A 16,139-nucleotide genomic window follows, 5' to 3' on the forward strand; every position below is an offset into this window, starting at 1 on the left:
TTACTAATGATATCAGCAGGTGATTTCAGAAACGGCGTTACATTTGAAATGGACGGTCAGGTTGTATCAATCATTGAATTCCAGCATGTAAAGCCAGGTAAGGGTGCTGCATTTGTAAGAACTAAAATCAGAAATGTTATTACAGGCGCAGTAGTTGAAAAAACTTTCAACCCGAACGATAAGTATCCCACAGCTTTCATTGACAGAAAGGATATGGAATACAGCTATTCAGACGGCGATCTTTACTATTTCATGGATACAGAAACATGGGAGCAGATCCCGATTAACAAGAGCGTTCTCGGCGACAGCTTTAAGTTTGTTAAGGAAAATATGGTGTGCAAGGTTCTTTCTTACAAGGGCAATGTATTCGGTATTGAGCCTCCGAACTTTGTTGAACTTAAGGTTACAAAGACAGATCCCGGCTTTAAGGGTGACACAGCAACTAACGCTACAAAGCCTGCAACTCTTGAAACAGGTGCTGAAATTAAGGTTCCCCTCTTCATTGACGAGGGCGAGGTTATTCAGATTGACACAAGAACAGGCGAATATATGGGCAGAGCTTAATCTCTGCAGGAGAATCTGTTATGAATCTTACTGAAAAAATTTCTTACATTCGCGGTCTTTGCGACGGTCTTGAGCTTGATGAGTCAAAACCTGAAGTAAAGGTTATTAACGCAATCGTTGATCTTCTTGATGATATGGCTTTTGAAGTATCCGATATGGAGGAGCTTTACGATGAGTTAAGCGCTCAGGTTGACGAAATTGATCAGGATCTTGCTGATGTTGAGTCTGATGTTTACGATGACGAGGACTATGACATTGAAGATTATGACGATGACGATGATGACTATGATTTTGATGATGAAGAGAATCCTTTTTATGAGGTAACTTGTGATTCATGCGGTCAGAAGCTTAATGTTTCCGAAGATGTCCTTCTTGAAGGCGAAATCGAGTGTCCAAACTGCGGTGAGAACCTCGAGTTTGATTTTTCAAATCTCTTCAGTGATGAGGAAGATGACGAGTGTGATGCCGATTGTGCATCATGCGGCGGTTGTTCGGACACAGAAGAATAATTAACAAAACAAACACCCTTCGTATAGTATATACGAGGGGTGTTTTTATGTTGTACAGAAAAAGATGTAAAAAAAATTTTGTTCTTTTAAAGAAAATACTTCTTACCGTTGTTTTGCTGATTATCGGTGTTACTGTTTTCTGCGAGGTGCATTTGTCAGATTTCAGACCGGAGTACATAAGGATTCAGGCTGAAATATTGTCTGTAAATTCTGTCTGTGACGCAGTGAACAATACACTTGACAAGCTTAATTATTCTTACAGCGATATTGCAAAGATCAATTGTGATACAAACGGAAATGTGCAGTCCATTGAAACGGATTCATTCAAAATCAACAGAATTAAAGCCGACATCACGAAAGCTGTTCAGAAGGAAATAGCTAAGGTATATGATAATGAAATTGAAATACCTCTCGGTTCATTTACGAATATTACAATACTCTCAAATGTCGGACCTTGCATTCCCGTGAATTTTAACCTTACAGGAAGCTTTTCCTCGGAAGTTATAAGTACATTTGAACAAGCGGGAATAAATCAGACAATCCACCATATAAAGCTTTTGCTCACCTCAAAAATAATGACAACCTCGCTCGATTATTCAGGCAAAATAACATTTACTACCGATTTTGAAATTGCACAATCCGTAATAGTCGGTAATATACCGTCCGGATACGGTTCTCTGTTTCAGACTTATAAGAAGTAAATTTTGAAAAACCTGTGAAAAACATTGAAAAACCGTATATCTTGTGTTATAATCTAACAGTTAATACAATGGGTTAGGAGGCATTTCTTTGCCTGACAGTCAGAAAATTTCCGAAAAACAATCGGAGTATATGAATTTAATAGCTGAAATTATGGATATCCGCAAAAGAGGGAAAAGACCTGTTGCGTATATCAGAACATACGGCTGCCAGCAGAATGTGGCGGATAGTGAAAAAATCAAAGGTATGCTTGAACAGTCAGGATTTGAGTTTGCAGACGAACCCGACAATGCGGATTTCATACTTTTTAATACCTGTGCCGTAAGAGAACACGCCGAGGACAGAGTGTTCGGCAATGTCGGTGCGTTAAAAAATCTCAAGCGTAAGTATCCCCAGATCCTCATTGCTTTGTGCGGTTGTATGATGGAGCAGGAGCATATTGCAAACAGAATTTACAAGAGCTTTCCTTTTGTGGGACTTGTGTTTGGTACTCATTCATTGCACCATTTTCCTGAGCTTATGTATAACGCTCTTCTTGACGGAAAGAGAGTGTTTGAAAGAGGTAATGACGATAACCTGCTTTATGAGGGCTTTCCTGTTAAGCGTGACGGCACTTTCAAGGGTTGGTTACCGATTATGTACGGCTGCAACAACTTCTGTACATATTGCGTTGTGCCTTATGTAAGAGGCAGAGAACGCAGCCGTGAAAAGAATATTATTGTTTCTGAGGCTAAAAATATGATTGAGTCGGGTTATAAAGATATTACCCTTCTCGGTCAGAATGTAAATTCCTACGGAAAAGGTCTTTCCGAGAAAGTAAACTTTTCACAGCTTTTGCGTGAGGTCGATTCAATTGACGGAGATTATTGGCTTCGCTTTATGACATCTCACCCGAAGGATTGTTCAAAGGAACTTATTGATGCAATTGCGTCGGGTACTCATATAAGCAAGCATCTTCATCTTCCGTTCCAATGCGGTTCGGACAGAGTGCTTAAGGCAATGAACCGTCATTATGACCGCAAAAAGTATCTTGAAATAATCAATTATGCAAAAGAAAAAATTGACGGTCTTTCACTTACAAGTGATATTATTGTAGGCTTTCCCGGCGAAACATATGAAGATTTCAAAGAAACTTTATCCCTCATCCGTGAGGTTGAGTTCACATCGCTCTTTACTTTTATTTTCTCGCCAAGAGTCGGTACTCCTGCGGCTAAAATGGACGATCCTATTCCGGCGGAAGAAAAATCAAAGTGGTTCCGTGAGCTTCTTGATGTTCAGGAAGAAATTGCGGCAAAGCGTTGTTCTTCAATGGTTGGCAAAACAGAAAAGGTGCTTATTGAAAGTGAAAACGATAAGAACGGTGAATTGTGCGGCCGTACAAGCGGCAACATAATTGTTGAGCTTGAAGGATCAAAGGACTGTATCGGAACATTCAGAAATGTAAAAATAACAAAGGCTCGCAACTGGATATTAAAGGGTGAGCTTGTAAAATAATCGGAGGTTAAAACTATGGATATCATTGAGAAGGCAAGGGAACTTGGAAAACTCATTCAGGAAGAAGAATCATATAAAAAATTGCAGGACGCTCAGAAGAATGCAGATGCAGATATGGAGCTTCAGCGTCTTATCGGTGAATTTAATCTTAAGAGAATGTCAATCAACAATGAGGCATCTAAAAAAGAAAGAGATCAGGAAAAGCTTTCTAAGCTTAATACTGAGATGAGAGAGGCATATTCTCAGATTATGTCAAACGAGAATATGATTGCTTACAATGATGCAAAGGCAGCCTTTGATGTTGTTGCAAACAGAGTTCTCGCAATTGTTCAGCAGTCTGCCGAGGGTGCAGACCCTGAAACAGCCGATTACAGCCAGTCATCTTGCTCGGGAAGCTGTGCTACCTGCGGCGGCTGCGGCTGATAAACGGTTCTAAATTTTGTTAAGGAAGTGAAACAAATGGCGGAGTTATCTCCAATGATGCAGCAGTATTTCAAAATAAAAGAAGAAAACAAAGACAGCATTTTGTTCTTCCGACTTGGAGATTTCTACGAAATGTTTTACGATGATGCAAAGCTTGCATCAAAGGAACTTGAACTTACTCTTACAGGAAGGGACTGCGGACAGGCCGAGCGTGCTCCCATGTGCGGAGTTCCGTTTCACAGCTGTGAGGGTTACATTGCAAGACTTGTTGCAAAGGGCTATAAGGTTGCAATTTGCGAGCAGACCGAAGACCCCGCAAAGGCAAAAGGTCTTGTAAAGCGTGATATCATTCGGGTAATAACTCCGGGTACGGTAATGGAGTCAAGTATGCTTGATGAAAGCAAAAATAACTACATTTGCTGTATGTTTTCCAAAAATAAAGCTATAGGACTTTGCTTTTGTGATATTTCCACAGGAGAATTATACGCTACGGAAATCAAAGGTAATGACAGCTATAATGTTCTTACCAATCAGCTTACAAGCTATAATCCCCGTGAAATTCTCATCGGCGGTGATATTGTAAAGCTGAAAGAACTGCCAAAGTTCATCAAAGCAAAGCTTTCGGCAGGAGTTGAAATGCTCGAGGATGAAAAATTTGACGAATCGGTATGTACTGATGTTGTAAAATCTCAGTTTGCGGATGAATACAAAACTGTATCGGACAAGCCTGTTGTTGTAAGCGTTTTGGGTGCGTTGCTTTCATATCTTCGTGATACTCAGAAAACGGGACTTGAAAGAATAAATCACATTGAGTTCTATAAAGAAAATCAGTATATGAGCCTTGATTACAACACACAGCGTAATCTTGAACTCACGCAGACAATGCTGACAAAGGATAAGAAGGGTTCGCTTTTGTGGGTGCTTGACAAGACAAAAACCGCAATGGGCAAACGCCTTATGCGTTCATGGCTTGAACATCCTTTGCTTAACATAACTTCAATCAATAACCGCCAAAGTGCGGTTGAAGAGCTTGTAAACGATAATATGCTCCGTATGGATATTACGGACGCTCTTTCGGGCATATTTGATATTGAAAGACTTATGACAAGAATTGTTTACGGCTCTGCAAATGCAAGAGATTTGCGTTCACTCTGCGGTGCAATTCAGAACCTTCCGCAGATTTCGGATTTACTCGTTGATTGCAAATCGGTTTATTTGAAATATATTTACAAAAGCATTGATAAGCTTGAGGACATTCATTCTCTTATTGATTCTGCAATAGTTGAAGAACCTCCTTTTACAGTCCGTGAAGGCGGTATGATTAAGAGAGGCTATAACGAAGAACTTGATTCCGTGACAGGCGATATGAATGACTCAAAGGGGATTCTTGCCCGTATTGAGGCTGAACAGCGAGAGGCTACGGGAATTCCTAAGCTTAAAGTTGGTTATAACAGGGTATTTGGATATTATATTGAAGTATCAAATTCATATAAATCCATGGTACCCGAAACATACATAAGAAAGCAGACCCTCACCAATTGCGAAAGATATATTACTCAGGATTTGAAAGATGTAGAGGGCAGAATCCTCGGTGCAAAAGACAGATCCGTTGCTCTTGAATATAATCTTTTTGACGATGTGAGGAAGGCTGTTTCCGATAACCTTGAAAGGATTCAAAATACAGCAAAAGCAATTGCAAATCTTGATGTCATTACATCACTTGCAAATGTGGCGGCTGACAACAGATACATAAGACCTGATGTAAACCTTTCAACTGCTATAAGAATTAAAGATTCGAGACATCCAGTTGTTGAGGCTCTATTAAAGGATGCACCGTTTGTTCCGAATGATGTCAGCCTTGATTCTGCCAATGACAGAGTAGCAATTATTACCGGCCCCAATATGGCAGGTAAGTCAACATATATGCGCCAGATTGCCATTATTGTTCTTATGGCGCAGATAGGCAGCTTTGTTCCGGCGTCTTCTGCCGAAATCGGAGTTGTTGACAGCATTTTTACCCGTGTAGGTGCTTCCGATGATCTTGCTTCGGGACAGTCAACCTTTATGGTTGAAATGAGCGAGGTTGCCAATATCATAAAAAATGCAACCTCAAAAAGCTTGCTTATTCTTGACGAAATCGGCAGAGGTACTTCGACCTTTGACGGTATGAGCATTGCAAGAGCTGTACTTGAATTTTGTGCCGACAGGAAAAAACTCGGCGCAAAAACGCTTTTTGCAACTCATTATCACGAACTCACGGTTATGGAACAACTTCTTGACGGTGTAAAGAACTATAACATAGCCGTTAAAAAGCGTGGCGATGATATTACCTTTCTGCGAAGAATTGTTCCCGGCGGAGCAGATGACAGCTACGGAATCGAGGTTGCAAAGCTTGCAGGCATTCCGCAGTCTGTAATTTCAAGAGCAAAAGAAATTTTAAAAGACCTTGAACACGGTAAATATAAAAACGAGAACGCCAGTATTCAAAAGCAGGATAATTCAGATAATATGCAGCTTTCACTTATGGGTGCGGCTGAAAGCCCTGTGGTTGAAAGGCTGAAAAATACAGATATAAATACTCTTACTCCAATCGAAGCAATGAACTTGCTTTATGAACTTAAGGGTATGATTTAATGTTAGGAGGTGACACAAATGGGTGTAATCAATGTGCTTGACAAGCATGTCGCAGAGCTTATTGCGGCAGGCGAGGTTGTTGAAAGACCGGCATCGGTTATCAAGGAACTTGTTGAAAACTCAATTGACGCAGGTGCAAAGCATATTACAGTTGAGATAAAAAACGGCGGTACAACATTCATGCGTGTTGCCGATGACGGCTGCGGTATTTTCCGTGACGACATCAAAGTTGCCTTTTTGCGACACGCAACCAGTAAAGTTAAGGTTGAATCCGATCTTGACAGTATTTCTACGCTCGGATTCAGAGGAGAGGCTCTTGCATCAATTTGTGCGGTGTCACGATTACAGCTTATTACAAGGAATGTAAATGAAGAAATCGGAACTTCATACGAAATTGACGGCGGCGAGGAACAGAGCTTTGATGACGCAGGCTGTCCTGTCGGAACAACCTTTGTAATAAGAGATTTGTTCTACAACATTCCTGCCCGTGCAAAATTTTTGAAAAAGGATGTTTCGGAGGGCAACGCAGTTTCAAATATAATTGACAAAACCGCATTGTCACATCCCGAAATCGCATTTACATATATTAAAGACGGTAAGCAGGTTCTTCGCACATTCGGCGACGGAAAGCTTATTTCTGCAATATATTCGGTTTTTGGCAAGGATTTTGCGAACGGTCTTATTCCTGTTGAATATCAGCTTGGCGCAATAAGAGTTTGCGGATACATTTCAAAGCCCGAACATTCAAGACCTAACCGTAATATGCAAAATTTCTTCATTAACGGAAGATATATCAAAACCAGAACGGCTATGGTTGCACTTGAGGAAGCGTTCAAGGGCTCAATTATGGTCGGAAAATTTCCGTCGTGTGTTCTTAATATCAACCTTCCTTGCGAAATTGTTGATGTCAATGTGCATCCGTCAAAGCTTGAGGTCAGATTTATAAACGAAAGACCTGTTTTCGATGCAATTTATCATGCTGTAAAATCTTCGCTTATGAAGTATGACAGCAGAAAGAAAGCATCGTTTAAAAAGGAAACCGCTTTCAATGAAGTTCAGAACAAGTTTAATCCGTTTAATAATGCACCTGCAATTTTAAATAAACCCGTTTCAAATGCTTCCGAACAAAAACTTATTCAGGAACCAAAGTGTTTTGTCCCTCAGAAAACGGAAAGACAAAAAAACGAAGCTGCAGAACCTGACGCTTTACAAGCAAAATCCGATGATTTTAATCCTTTTTCCAATGTTGCATTTAATGATGTAAAAATAGGTGAAAATAAGCCGGCTGTATCTGTGCCTGAATCAATTGATGATATTAAGGTTGCCGATGTAACAAATCCCTTTAATATATTCAGCAGGCAGGCAATAAACAATTCTAAAGAAGAAAAATCTTTTAAACCAACCGTTAAATCTGAAACTGTTCAAACATCTCCTCACGCTTTGGATAAATATGAGAAATCTGATAATTCTGATAATACAGAAAAAATCTCTGAGAAAAATTCAATCAGTAAGCCTAAAGAGGTTGATGTAATTGTTTCTGAGGAATCTATCGAAAAATCTAAAGAGCCTGTACTTGTCAACAACAGCCGGACAAGTATAAGATATATCGGAGAGGCCTTTAGCACATACATTATTGCAGAAAAAAATAATAAAGAAATTATTTTAATAGACAAGCATGCGGCACATGAAAGGATAATTTACGAGAAGCTTAAATCAGAACGAACAGCCGATAACAGGCAGATTTTGCTCTCTCCTGTTGCTGTCAGCCTTGGTAAGACCGAATATGACGCGGCAATAAACAATCTTAATATGTTTGCTGACTGCGGCTTTGAGGTTGAAGATTTCGGCAACAGTACAGTTATTGTCAGATGCTCGCCACAGTATATTCCTGCCGCTGAAATCAGTGATTGTATCACTGAGATGGCAGATTATATAGCTCAGGGAAAAAATGATATTTTTACTGAAAAAATGGAGTGGTTTTACTGCAATGTTGCGTGCCGTTCCGCTATTAAAGCAGGAAACAAAAGTACTCCCGAGGAGCTTATCGGAATTGTAAAACATCTTGAGGAACATCCCGAAATAAAGTATTGCCCTCACGGAAGACCGATTTGCATTGTGCTGACAAAGGGTGAAATTGAAAAACAGTTTGGCAGGGTGTGATTTTTTGAAAAATTCAATTAAGGTTGTTTCAATTGTCGGACCTACCGCGTCAGGCAAGACAAAGCTTTCGGTTGAACTTGCAAAGCATTTTAACGGTGAAATAGTTTCTGCCGACTCAATGCAAATTTACAGCGGTATGCAGATTGCCACAGCCAAACCGACAAAGGCTGAAATGGACGGAGTTCCTCATCATATGATGGGCTTTCTTCCGCCTGACAAAACATATTCTGTTGCTTCGTATGTAAACGACGCGTCGAAGTGCATCGCCGATATTCACTCAAGAGGAATGCTTCCGTTTATTGTAGGAGGCACAGGACTTTATGTTGATTCTCTTTTGAACAATATTTCTTTCAGCGATGATAAGCGAGATGAAGAGTATTGCTCAAAGCTTCGTAAAATCGGAGAAGAAGACGGAACTGACAGGCTGCTTGATATGCTTTCTGAATTTGACCCTGAATCGGCGCAAAGACTTCGTGAGGGAAGAAATATAAAAAGAATAATCCGTGCTATTGAATTTTATAAAACGACAGGCAAAACAATCACGGAACAAATTAAAGAATCGCATAATATTCCGTCACCGTATTCTGCGGTTAAGCTTGGACTTAACTGTCGTGACAGGCAGGTGCTTTATGACAGAATTAACAGGCGTGTCGATATTATGCTTGATGAAGGATTGCTTGAGGAGGCTCAAAGAGTTATCAACTCCGAATTGAGCTATACATCGGTAAAGGCGATAGGCTATAAGGAGCTTATTCCTTATTTTAAGGGCAGCAAAAGCTTAAATGATTGTGTTGAAAAATTGAAAATGGAAACCCGCAGATATGCCAAAAGGCAAATTACATGGTTTAAGCGGGATACAGAGATTAACTGGATTTATATTGATGAATATAATTCATTTGAAGAAATATACAGCTATGCAAAGGCTGTAATTGAAAGAGGCTGACTTTATGGATAAATTGCTTTTCAGACGCATTTTAATGATTGCATTGTCGGTGCTTGCGGTAGTGTATGCCGCATATTTGCTGATAAGCACAAACTTTAAAATGTATCCGACTGAAAATGCTGTTCAGACAACCGTTTCCGATAAAATATATTCAAACGGTTTTATAATTCGAGATGAGAATATAATTAGGAACAATACCACAGGAGTGCTTTCCTACACTGTACACGATGGTGACGAAGTAAAAGCAGGCGGTGAGATTGCAAAGACATATGCAAGTGATGATGATGCGGCATCACAGTCAAAAATCAGTGCCCTGCAAGAGCAGCTCACCGATTTGCAGACATTGCAGAAAACAAGCACCGCCGGAAATATCGGTATTGACACCATAAACAACAATATAAATAATAACATCATTTTACATATAAAAAGTGTCAACGACGGTAATTTGTCTGATATTGACGATGTTACAAATGATTTGCTTTACTCAATAAATCAGCGACAAATTTATACCGGAAAGATAACTAATTTTAACGACAGAATATCAGAGCTTCAGAGCGAAATAACAACTCTGGAAAGCAAGGCAGGAAAGTCAACAGGTGCAATAACTACAGAGAAAGCAGGCTACTTTCTCTCACATTGTGACGGCTATGAAAATGCTCTTGATTACAATAATCTTGACCGTTTGACTGTTTCTGACCTCGAAAATGTTAAACAGACTAAGGTATCCGATAATGTTGCGGGAAAGGTTGTCAGTGGGCTAAAATGGTATGTAGCCTGCAAGGTTACTGCCGATGAGGCAACAAGACTTTCTCTTTGGGACGGTTCCGCAACTGTATTGTTTTCCGATGCGTCATCAGAAAGCATTCCTGCCGTTATCAAAAGAATATATCAGAAAACGAAGGACAGCGACGCACTCCTTATCCTTGAATGTGACTATATGAATCCTGACCTTGCGCAGGCAAGACAGGAACCCATTGAAATCGGTCTTGGAACTTACACCGGACTTAGAATCAGCAAAAAAGCTATTCATGATGACTATGTAACAAAGACAACTTATGACGAAAATGACAACAAACACACTGAACAGGTTAAGGTTCAGGGCGTTTATGTACTTCACGGAAGTGAAGTAAGATTCAGACAGATTTCAATTCTGTATGCTGATGATGATTATGTAATATGCGATCCCGATCCGGACAGCAAGGAACTGGTTAACGGCACAACGGTTGAATTGTACGATCGGGTAATTCTTGAGGGAGATGATTTATATGACGGAAAAGTTATTAACTGATGTTGAATATAATTACAAATACATTGATGAGAGGATTGCAGAGGCGGCTGAAAAATCCGGAAGAAAGCGTGAAGATATCACATTTCTTGCCGCAACAAAAATGGTTGAGCCTGAGGTTATTAACCACGCAATTTCACTTGGACTTGACCACATAGGTGAAAATAAAGTTCAGGAGCTTTTGTCAAAGTATGATAAGTATAACCTTGACAACTGTTCTCTTCAGTTTATCGGTCATTTGCAGACAAATAAGGTCAGACAGATTATTGATAAAGTCGATCTTATCCAGTCTGTTGATTCGATTAAGCTTGCCGGTGAAATTTCCAAACAGGCGCTTAAAATCAACAGGAAATGCGATGTTCTTGTTGAAGTTAATATCGGCAGAGAAGAGAATAAGTCAGGGGTAATGCCCGAGCAGCTTGAAGAATTGCTTTGTCAAATTGCCGAGTTGGACGGTGTTTCGGTAAAGGGACTTATGGCAATCCCCCCAATTTGTGAATCTTCACAGAAAATTTCCGAATTTTTTAATAAAATGCATAATATATTTATTGACATCTCGCAAAAAAAATTAGATAATATATGTATGAATATTCTTTCAATGGGTATGTCTGCCGATTATTATGAGGCTATACTTGCAGGTGCAAATATGGTCAGGGTAGGATCGGCGTTATTCGGTGCAAGGAATTATACATAATTTTAGGAGGACTATATAATGGCTGGTTTTGTAGATAAGTTTAAACGCATGTGGGACGCTCCCGATGATGAGTATGAGTACGATGAGTACGGTTATGCAGATGAAGGTGCAGAAGAGGACTACAAAGAAGAACCTGTAAGAAACACTAAAAAAGAAAGAGATCTCGGCGGCGGAAACAAGGTTGTTAATATCAATGCTACTACCAACCTTCAGGTAGGCTTGTTCAAACCCGAGCGTTTCGGTGAAGAAACCCGCACAATTGCCGATGAGCTTATGAAGGCTCACACAGTTGTACTTAATCTTGAAGATACAAATAAGGATATGGCAAGAAGAATCCTTGATTTTCTCAGCGGCGTTGCATATGCCAACCGCGGCAAAATCAAGCGTGTTGCTACCAATACATATATTATTATTCCGAGCAATGTTGACCTGACAGGCGACGATTTACTCGATGAGCTTGAGAACAACGGTGTTTACTTCGGATGATGATAAACAGCTGGTTGCTCAGCTTAATGACGGTATTGATCTTTGTCTGACAAGGCAGAAGCCCTATTTTATGCCTTTTATGAGTGAAAGAAAACAGGCTGTGCTTTTTTCTGAGCTTAAAAAAGCTTATTTTGATAACTACCTTTTCTTTGGCGGTTACGGCAATTCGGAAAGGAAAATGCTCGGTTTGTTTTTTGATGAGCCGTGCGAAGACTGTTTTCCGATTTCTGCTGTTGAATTTTCTTTCAGAAAATGCGATAAACTTACCCACCGTGATTTTCTCGGTGCTCTGATGTCGCTGGGCATTGAAAGGGAAACAGTGGGAGATATTCTTGTTGAGGACGGACGGGCTGTCGTGTTTGTTAAAACAGAATTGTCCGATTATATAATGTCGCAGATATCAAAAGTAGGCAGAGTCGGAATTAAGGTTTCCTGTGCCGATTTGTCAAAACTTCCGCAGGGAAGAGGCTTTGAAGAAAAAACATACATTGTTTCTTCTTTAAGACTGGACAATATCGTTGCTGCCGTATGCAGGCTGTCGCGGGAAAAGACAAGAACCGTTATTATGGCTGACAGCGTATGCGTTAATTTTGAAGAAACTAAAAATGTCAGTCTTAACCTTAAGGAAGATGATGTTTTTACAATTCGAGGAAAGGGCAAATTTGTTTTAAAAAGCATTCTTGGTACTACAGGAAAAGGTCGAATAAGAATTTCAGTTATTCATTATAAATAAGGAGTGTAGATAAATGCTTACAATTGATGAAATTAAAAATATAAGCTTCAGAAAAGCCAACCTCACTAACGGCTACAGAGCTGAAGATGTTGACTCATTCATTGATGAAGTAATTGTTTCATTTGAACAGTTAAAAAAAGAGAAAACTAACCTTGTACATAAGATTGATGTTCTTGCTACAAGAGTTGAACAGTACAGAGCAGATGAGGAAACTGTAAGAAATGCCTTACTTGCTTCACAGAAGGTTGCTGATGCCTGCATCAGAGAAGCAAAGGAGAAGGCTGCAAAGATTGTTCGTGACGCTGAAACAAAGGCTCAGGCACTTCTTGTAGACGCAAACAATATGACAGCGGCTGAGAAAGAGCATTATTTGCAGCTTCAGTCAGATGCTGCCGACCTCAGAAATGAGCTTATTTCACTTTACAGTAAGCATATCAAATCAATTGATGATCTTCCGTCAAGCTCTGATGTTGAAGCGTCAAAAGCAGAGCTTGATAAGAAGTATCCTACCGAGGATATGACAGCTCCTGCTCAGCCTAAGGCTGAAGAGGATGTAAAAATTGCTGTTCCTTCAGAGATTAAAGCTGAGCCTGTTGAAGAACCTGAAAACGATATTACGGCTCATGCAAAAAGACAGAGTAAATTCAGTCATCTTAAGTTTGGCGATAACTATGATGTAACTGCCGACTGATTTAAATTTAGATTTTAGATATTGGAGAGAATATAAAATGTCCCAAGATTATAATTCAACACTTAATCTTCCAAAGACAGATTTCCCTATGAGAGCAGGTCTTCCGAAAAGCGAACCTGTTACACTTCAGAACTGGGAAGACGAAAAGGTTTATGAAAACCTTATGAAAGCAAACGAGGGCAAGCCTCTGTTTATTCTGCACGACGGTCCTCCGTATGCAAACGGTGATATTCACCTTGGTCACGCACTCAACAAGATTCTCAAAGATTTTATTGTGAGATACAAGAATATGGCAGGCTTTAAAGCTCCGTATGTTCCCGGTTGGGATACGCACGGTCTTCCGACAGAGCTTAAAGCCAGAAAGAAAGCCGGTATCGGTAATTCTGCCGAAATTTCTGTTGTTGAACTTCGTAAGATGTGCGAAGAGTTCGTAAAAGGCTACATTAACGATCAGCGTACACAGTTTAAAAGACTCGGTGTAATCGGTGAGTGGGATAAGCCTTACATTACTCTTAATCACGAGTTTGAAGCAGAGCAAATCAGAGTATTTGCTGAAATGGCTACAAAGGGTTATATCTACAAGGGCTTGAAGCCTGTTTACTGGTGTCCTGAATGTAAGACTGCTCTTGCAGAAGCTGAAATTGAGTATACAGAAGATCCTTGCCATTCAATCTATGTGAAGTTTAATGTAACTGATGATAAAGGCGTATTCTCAAATATGGGAATTGACCCCTCAAAGGTTAAGTTTGTAATCTGGACAACTACTACTTGGACGCTTCCTGCAAATGTCGCAATTTGCGTAGGTCCGAGATTTGAATATTCCGTAATCAAAACAGGCGACGAATACCTTGTAATGGCGTCTGAACTTTATAAATCTGCTCTTGATGAAGCAGGCATTACCGATTTTGAAGTTGTTGCAACGGTAAAGGGCAGCGAACTTGAATATATTAAAACTGCCCATCCGTTCCTCGACAGGGAGTCACTTGTTATCGTTGGTGAGCATGTAACTCTTGAAAGCGGTACAGGTTGTGTACACACAGCTCCCGGACACGGTGTTGACGACTACAATGTATGTCAGAATTATCCTGAGATTCCGATTATTTGTCCCGTTGATTCTAACGGTGTTCTTACCGAAGAAGCAGGTCAGTTTGCAGGTCTTACAACTGATGAGGCTAACAAAAAAATTGCTGCTTATCTTGAAGAAAACGGTTCTCTCTTTGCGTTAAAGAAAATTGTCCATCAGTATCCTCATTGCTGGAGATGTAAAACTCCTATCCTTTTCAGAGCAACAGATCAGTGGTTCTGTTCGGTTGACGATTTCAAGGATGAGGCTGTTGACGCTATCAACACTGTTAAGTGGATTCCTGCATGGGGCAAGGACAGAATTACATCAATGGTAAGAGAAAGAAAAGATTGGTGTATTTCCCGTCAGAGAAAATGGGGTGTCCCGATTCCGATTTTCTTCTGTAAGGATTGCGGAGAGGCTCTTATTGATAAGAATGCAATGCTTGCTGTTGCGGATTTGTTCGGCAAAGAAGGCTCAAACGCTTGGTACAATCACACAGCCGCAGAAATTCTTCCTGCCGGTACAAAGTGTAAGAAGTGCGGTTGTACTGAATTTGAAAAAGAAAAAGATATTATGGATGTTTGGTTTGACAGCGGCTCATCTCACGCAGCTGTTCTTGAACAGCGTGATAATCTTGAGTCACCTGCAGACCTCTATCTTGAGGGCAACGACCAGTACAGAGGTTGGTTCCAGTCATCACTTCTGACTTCTGTTGCCACAAGAGGAAGAGCACCTTATAAGGCAGTTCTTACTCACGGTATGATTCTTGATGATGAGTCAAGAAAGATGAGCAAGTCCCTTGGCAACGGCATCAGTCCACAGGAGGTTATTCAGCAGTACGGTGCTGATGTTCTTAGACTTTGGGTTGCATCAACCGACTACCAGACTGATGTTCATATTTCAAAGGATATTCTCAAGCAGATTTCTGAGTCATACAGAAAAATCAGAAATACTGCAAGATATATTCTCGGTAACATTTCAGACTTCAACCCCGATACCGATATGGTTGACTTTGAAAAGGTGCTGCCGATTGATAAATGGGCGCTTGCAAAGCTTAATGACCTTATCACAAAGGTTAGAGCTTCATACGATAATTATGAGTTCCATATTGTATATCACAGCATTCATAACTTCTGTGTTGTTGATATGTCTAACTTCTATCTTGATGTTCTAAAGGACAGACTTTACACAGAAAAAGCAGACAGCATTTCAAGAAGAGCTGCTCAGACTGTAATTTATGTTATTCTTGACGCAATGACAAGAATGATTGCTCCGCTCCTTGCGTATACTTCAGACGAAATCTGGAAGTATATGCCTCACTCATCAAAGGAAAATGCAGAACATGTTATCTTTAATGAGATTCCCGAAAACATCGCTATTGATGTTGACGACAAATTTATGGCTTTCTGGGACAAAATTCACGAACTCCGTGACAGTGTTAAAAAGTCGCTTGAAGCTCTTATTAAGGATAAGACGATTAAGAGTTCGCTTGAAGCAAAGGTAACACTTTGTGCCGGCGGTGAAACACTTGAATTTCTTAAAAAGGCTGAACCTGAGCTTTGTGCCGCATTCATTGTTTCAGAGGTGGAAATCGTTGATAACGGCGGTGAGCTTGAAATCAAGCCTGAGAAGGCAGAGGGTGAAAAATGCGAACGCTGTTGGGCTGTCAGTAAGACAGTAGGTCAGTGTGCAGAACATCCGACAATCTGCTTCCGCTGTGTTCAGAATCTTAAATAAAAACAATTGTTATTATAATAA

The 16,139-nt window shown here is 40.1% G+C and carries 14 protein-coding genes; all 14 read left to right on the forward strand.

Features of this window, described 5'->3' with window-relative positions; genetic code table 11:
- Positions 1-6 precede the first annotated feature (6 nt).
- Positions 7-564 carry an elongation factor P gene (gene efp / locus QDI94_RS02085; protein ID WP_101029600.1) on the forward strand — a complete coding sequence of 186 codons (558 nt, stop codon included), beginning with the start codon at positions 7-9 and terminating at the stop codon, positions 562-564.
- 20 nt (positions 565-584) lie between these two features.
- Entirely contained in the window at positions 585-1,073 is a 489-nt protein-coding gene (locus tag QDI94_RS02090) for a CD1247 N-terminal domain-containing protein (protein WP_278866722.1), read from the forward strand.
- Between the two features lie 47 nt (positions 1,074-1,120).
- Positions 1,121-1,774, forward strand: coding sequence for a sporulation protein YunB (yunB, locus tag QDI94_RS02095; RefSeq protein ID WP_278866724.1), 654 nt, complete (start codon positions 1,121-1,123; stop codon positions 1,772-1,774).
- Between the two features lie 88 nt (positions 1,775-1,862).
- Positions 1,863-3,266, forward strand: coding sequence for a tRNA (N6-isopentenyl adenosine(37)-C2)-methylthiotransferase MiaB (gene miaB / locus QDI94_RS02100; RefSeq protein WP_278866725.1), 1,404 nt, complete (start codon positions 1,863-1,865; stop codon positions 3,264-3,266).
- A 15-nt stretch (positions 3,267-3,281) separates the two neighbouring features.
- A complete protein-coding gene (locus tag QDI94_RS02105) occupies positions 3,282-3,689 on the forward strand; it encodes a YlbF family regulator (RefSeq protein WP_117847310.1) in 408 nt (135 codons plus the stop codon).
- A 36-nt stretch (positions 3,690-3,725) separates the two neighbouring features.
- Entirely contained in the window at positions 3,726-6,323 is a 2,598-nt protein-coding gene (gene mutS / locus QDI94_RS02110) for a DNA mismatch repair protein MutS (RefSeq protein WP_278866728.1), read from the forward strand.
- An 18-nt stretch (positions 6,324-6,341) separates the two neighbouring features.
- Positions 6,342-8,483: a DNA mismatch repair endonuclease MutL gene (gene mutL, locus QDI94_RS02115; RefSeq protein WP_278866730.1), complete on the forward strand. Its 2,142-nt coding sequence runs from the start codon at positions 6,342-6,344 to the stop codon at positions 8,481-8,483.
- 4 nt (positions 8,484-8,487) lie between these two features.
- Positions 8,488-9,426: a tRNA (adenosine(37)-N6)-dimethylallyltransferase MiaA gene (miaA, locus tag QDI94_RS02120; RefSeq protein WP_278866732.1), complete on the forward strand. Its 939-nt coding sequence runs from the start codon at positions 8,488-8,490 to the stop codon at positions 9,424-9,426.
- 4 nt (positions 9,427-9,430) lie between these two features.
- A complete protein-coding gene (locus QDI94_RS02125) occupies positions 9,431-10,714 on the forward strand; it encodes an HlyD family efflux transporter periplasmic adaptor subunit (RefSeq protein ID WP_278866735.1) in 1,284 nt (427 codons plus the stop codon).
- On the forward strand, positions 10,692-11,405 hold the full coding sequence (locus QDI94_RS02130) for a YggS family pyridoxal phosphate-dependent enzyme (RefSeq protein WP_101029608.1): 714 nt from the start codon (positions 10,692-10,694) through the stop codon (positions 11,403-11,405). The genes QDI94_RS02125 and QDI94_RS02130 overlap by 23 nt, the downstream gene beginning before the upstream one ends.
- An 18-nt stretch (positions 11,406-11,423) precedes the next feature.
- Positions 11,424-11,891: a cell division protein SepF gene (locus QDI94_RS02135; RefSeq protein ID WP_015523811.1), complete on the forward strand. Its 468-nt coding sequence runs from the start codon at positions 11,424-11,426 to the stop codon at positions 11,889-11,891.
- Positions 11,857-12,624, forward strand: a complete 768-nt coding sequence (locus tag QDI94_RS02140; RefSeq protein WP_178587560.1) for a YlmH family RNA-binding protein — start codon at positions 11,857-11,859, stop codon at positions 12,622-12,624. Before QDI94_RS02135 ends, QDI94_RS02140 begins: the two co-directional genes overlap by 35 nt.
- 13 nt (positions 12,625-12,637) lie before the next feature.
- Entirely contained in the window at positions 12,638-13,315 is a 678-nt protein-coding gene (locus QDI94_RS02145; RefSeq protein ID WP_278418661.1) for a DivIVA domain-containing protein, read from the forward strand.
- A gap of 37 nt (positions 13,316-13,352) precedes the next feature.
- Positions 13,353-16,118, forward strand: coding sequence for an isoleucine--tRNA ligase (gene ileS, locus QDI94_RS02150; RefSeq protein WP_278866741.1), 2,766 nt, complete (start codon positions 13,353-13,355; stop codon positions 16,116-16,118).
- The last annotated feature ends 21 nt before the right edge of the window (positions 16,119-16,139 follow it).

This window comes from Ruminococcus bromii, assembly GCF_928721825.1.
In the GTDB taxonomy this organism is placed as follows: domain Bacteria; phylum Bacillota; class Clostridia; order Oscillospirales; family Acutalibacteraceae; genus Ruminococcoides; species Ruminococcoides bromii.

What these genes read in the sequence shown, in the direction of transcription:
- QDI94_RS02140 (WP_178587560.1), top strand. Translation starts at nt 11,857, where the DNA reads ATGAGCTTGAGAACAACGGTGTTTACTTCGGATGATGATAAACAGCTG.
- QDI94_RS02125 (WP_278866735.1), top strand. Translation starts at nt 9,431, where the DNA reads ATGGATAAATTGCTTTTCAGACGCATTTTAATGATTGCATTGTCGGTG.
- QDI94_RS02135 (WP_015523811.1), top strand. Translation starts at nt 11,424, where the DNA reads ATGGCTGGTTTTGTAGATAAGTTTAAACGCATGTGGGACGCTCCCGAT.
- ileS (WP_278866741.1), top strand. Translation starts at nt 13,353, where the DNA reads ATGTCCCAAGATTATAATTCAACACTTAATCTTCCAAAGACAGATTTC.
- QDI94_RS02145 (WP_278418661.1), top strand. Translation starts at nt 12,638, where the DNA reads ATGCTTACAATTGATGAAATTAAAAATATAAGCTTCAGAAAAGCCAAC.
- yunB (WP_278866724.1), top strand. Translation starts at nt 1,121, where the DNA reads ATGTTGTACAGAAAAAGATGTAAAAAAAATTTTGTTCTTTTAAAGAAA.
- mutL (WP_278866730.1), top strand. Translation starts at nt 6,342, where the DNA reads ATGGGTGTAATCAATGTGCTTGACAAGCATGTCGCAGAGCTTATTGCG.
- QDI94_RS02105 (WP_117847310.1), top strand. Translation starts at nt 3,282, where the DNA reads ATGGATATCATTGAGAAGGCAAGGGAACTTGGAAAACTCATTCAGGAA.
- efp (WP_101029600.1), top strand. Translation starts at nt 7, where the DNA reads ATGATATCAGCAGGTGATTTCAGAAACGGCGTTACATTTGAAATGGAC.
- mutS (WP_278866728.1), top strand. Translation starts at nt 3,726, where the DNA reads ATGGCGGAGTTATCTCCAATGATGCAGCAGTATTTCAAAATAAAAGAA.
- QDI94_RS02130 (WP_101029608.1), top strand. Translation starts at nt 10,692, where the DNA reads ATGACGGAAAAGTTATTAACTGATGTTGAATATAATTACAAATACATT.
- QDI94_RS02090 (WP_278866722.1), top strand. Translation starts at nt 585, where the DNA reads ATGAATCTTACTGAAAAAATTTCTTACATTCGCGGTCTTTGCGACGGT.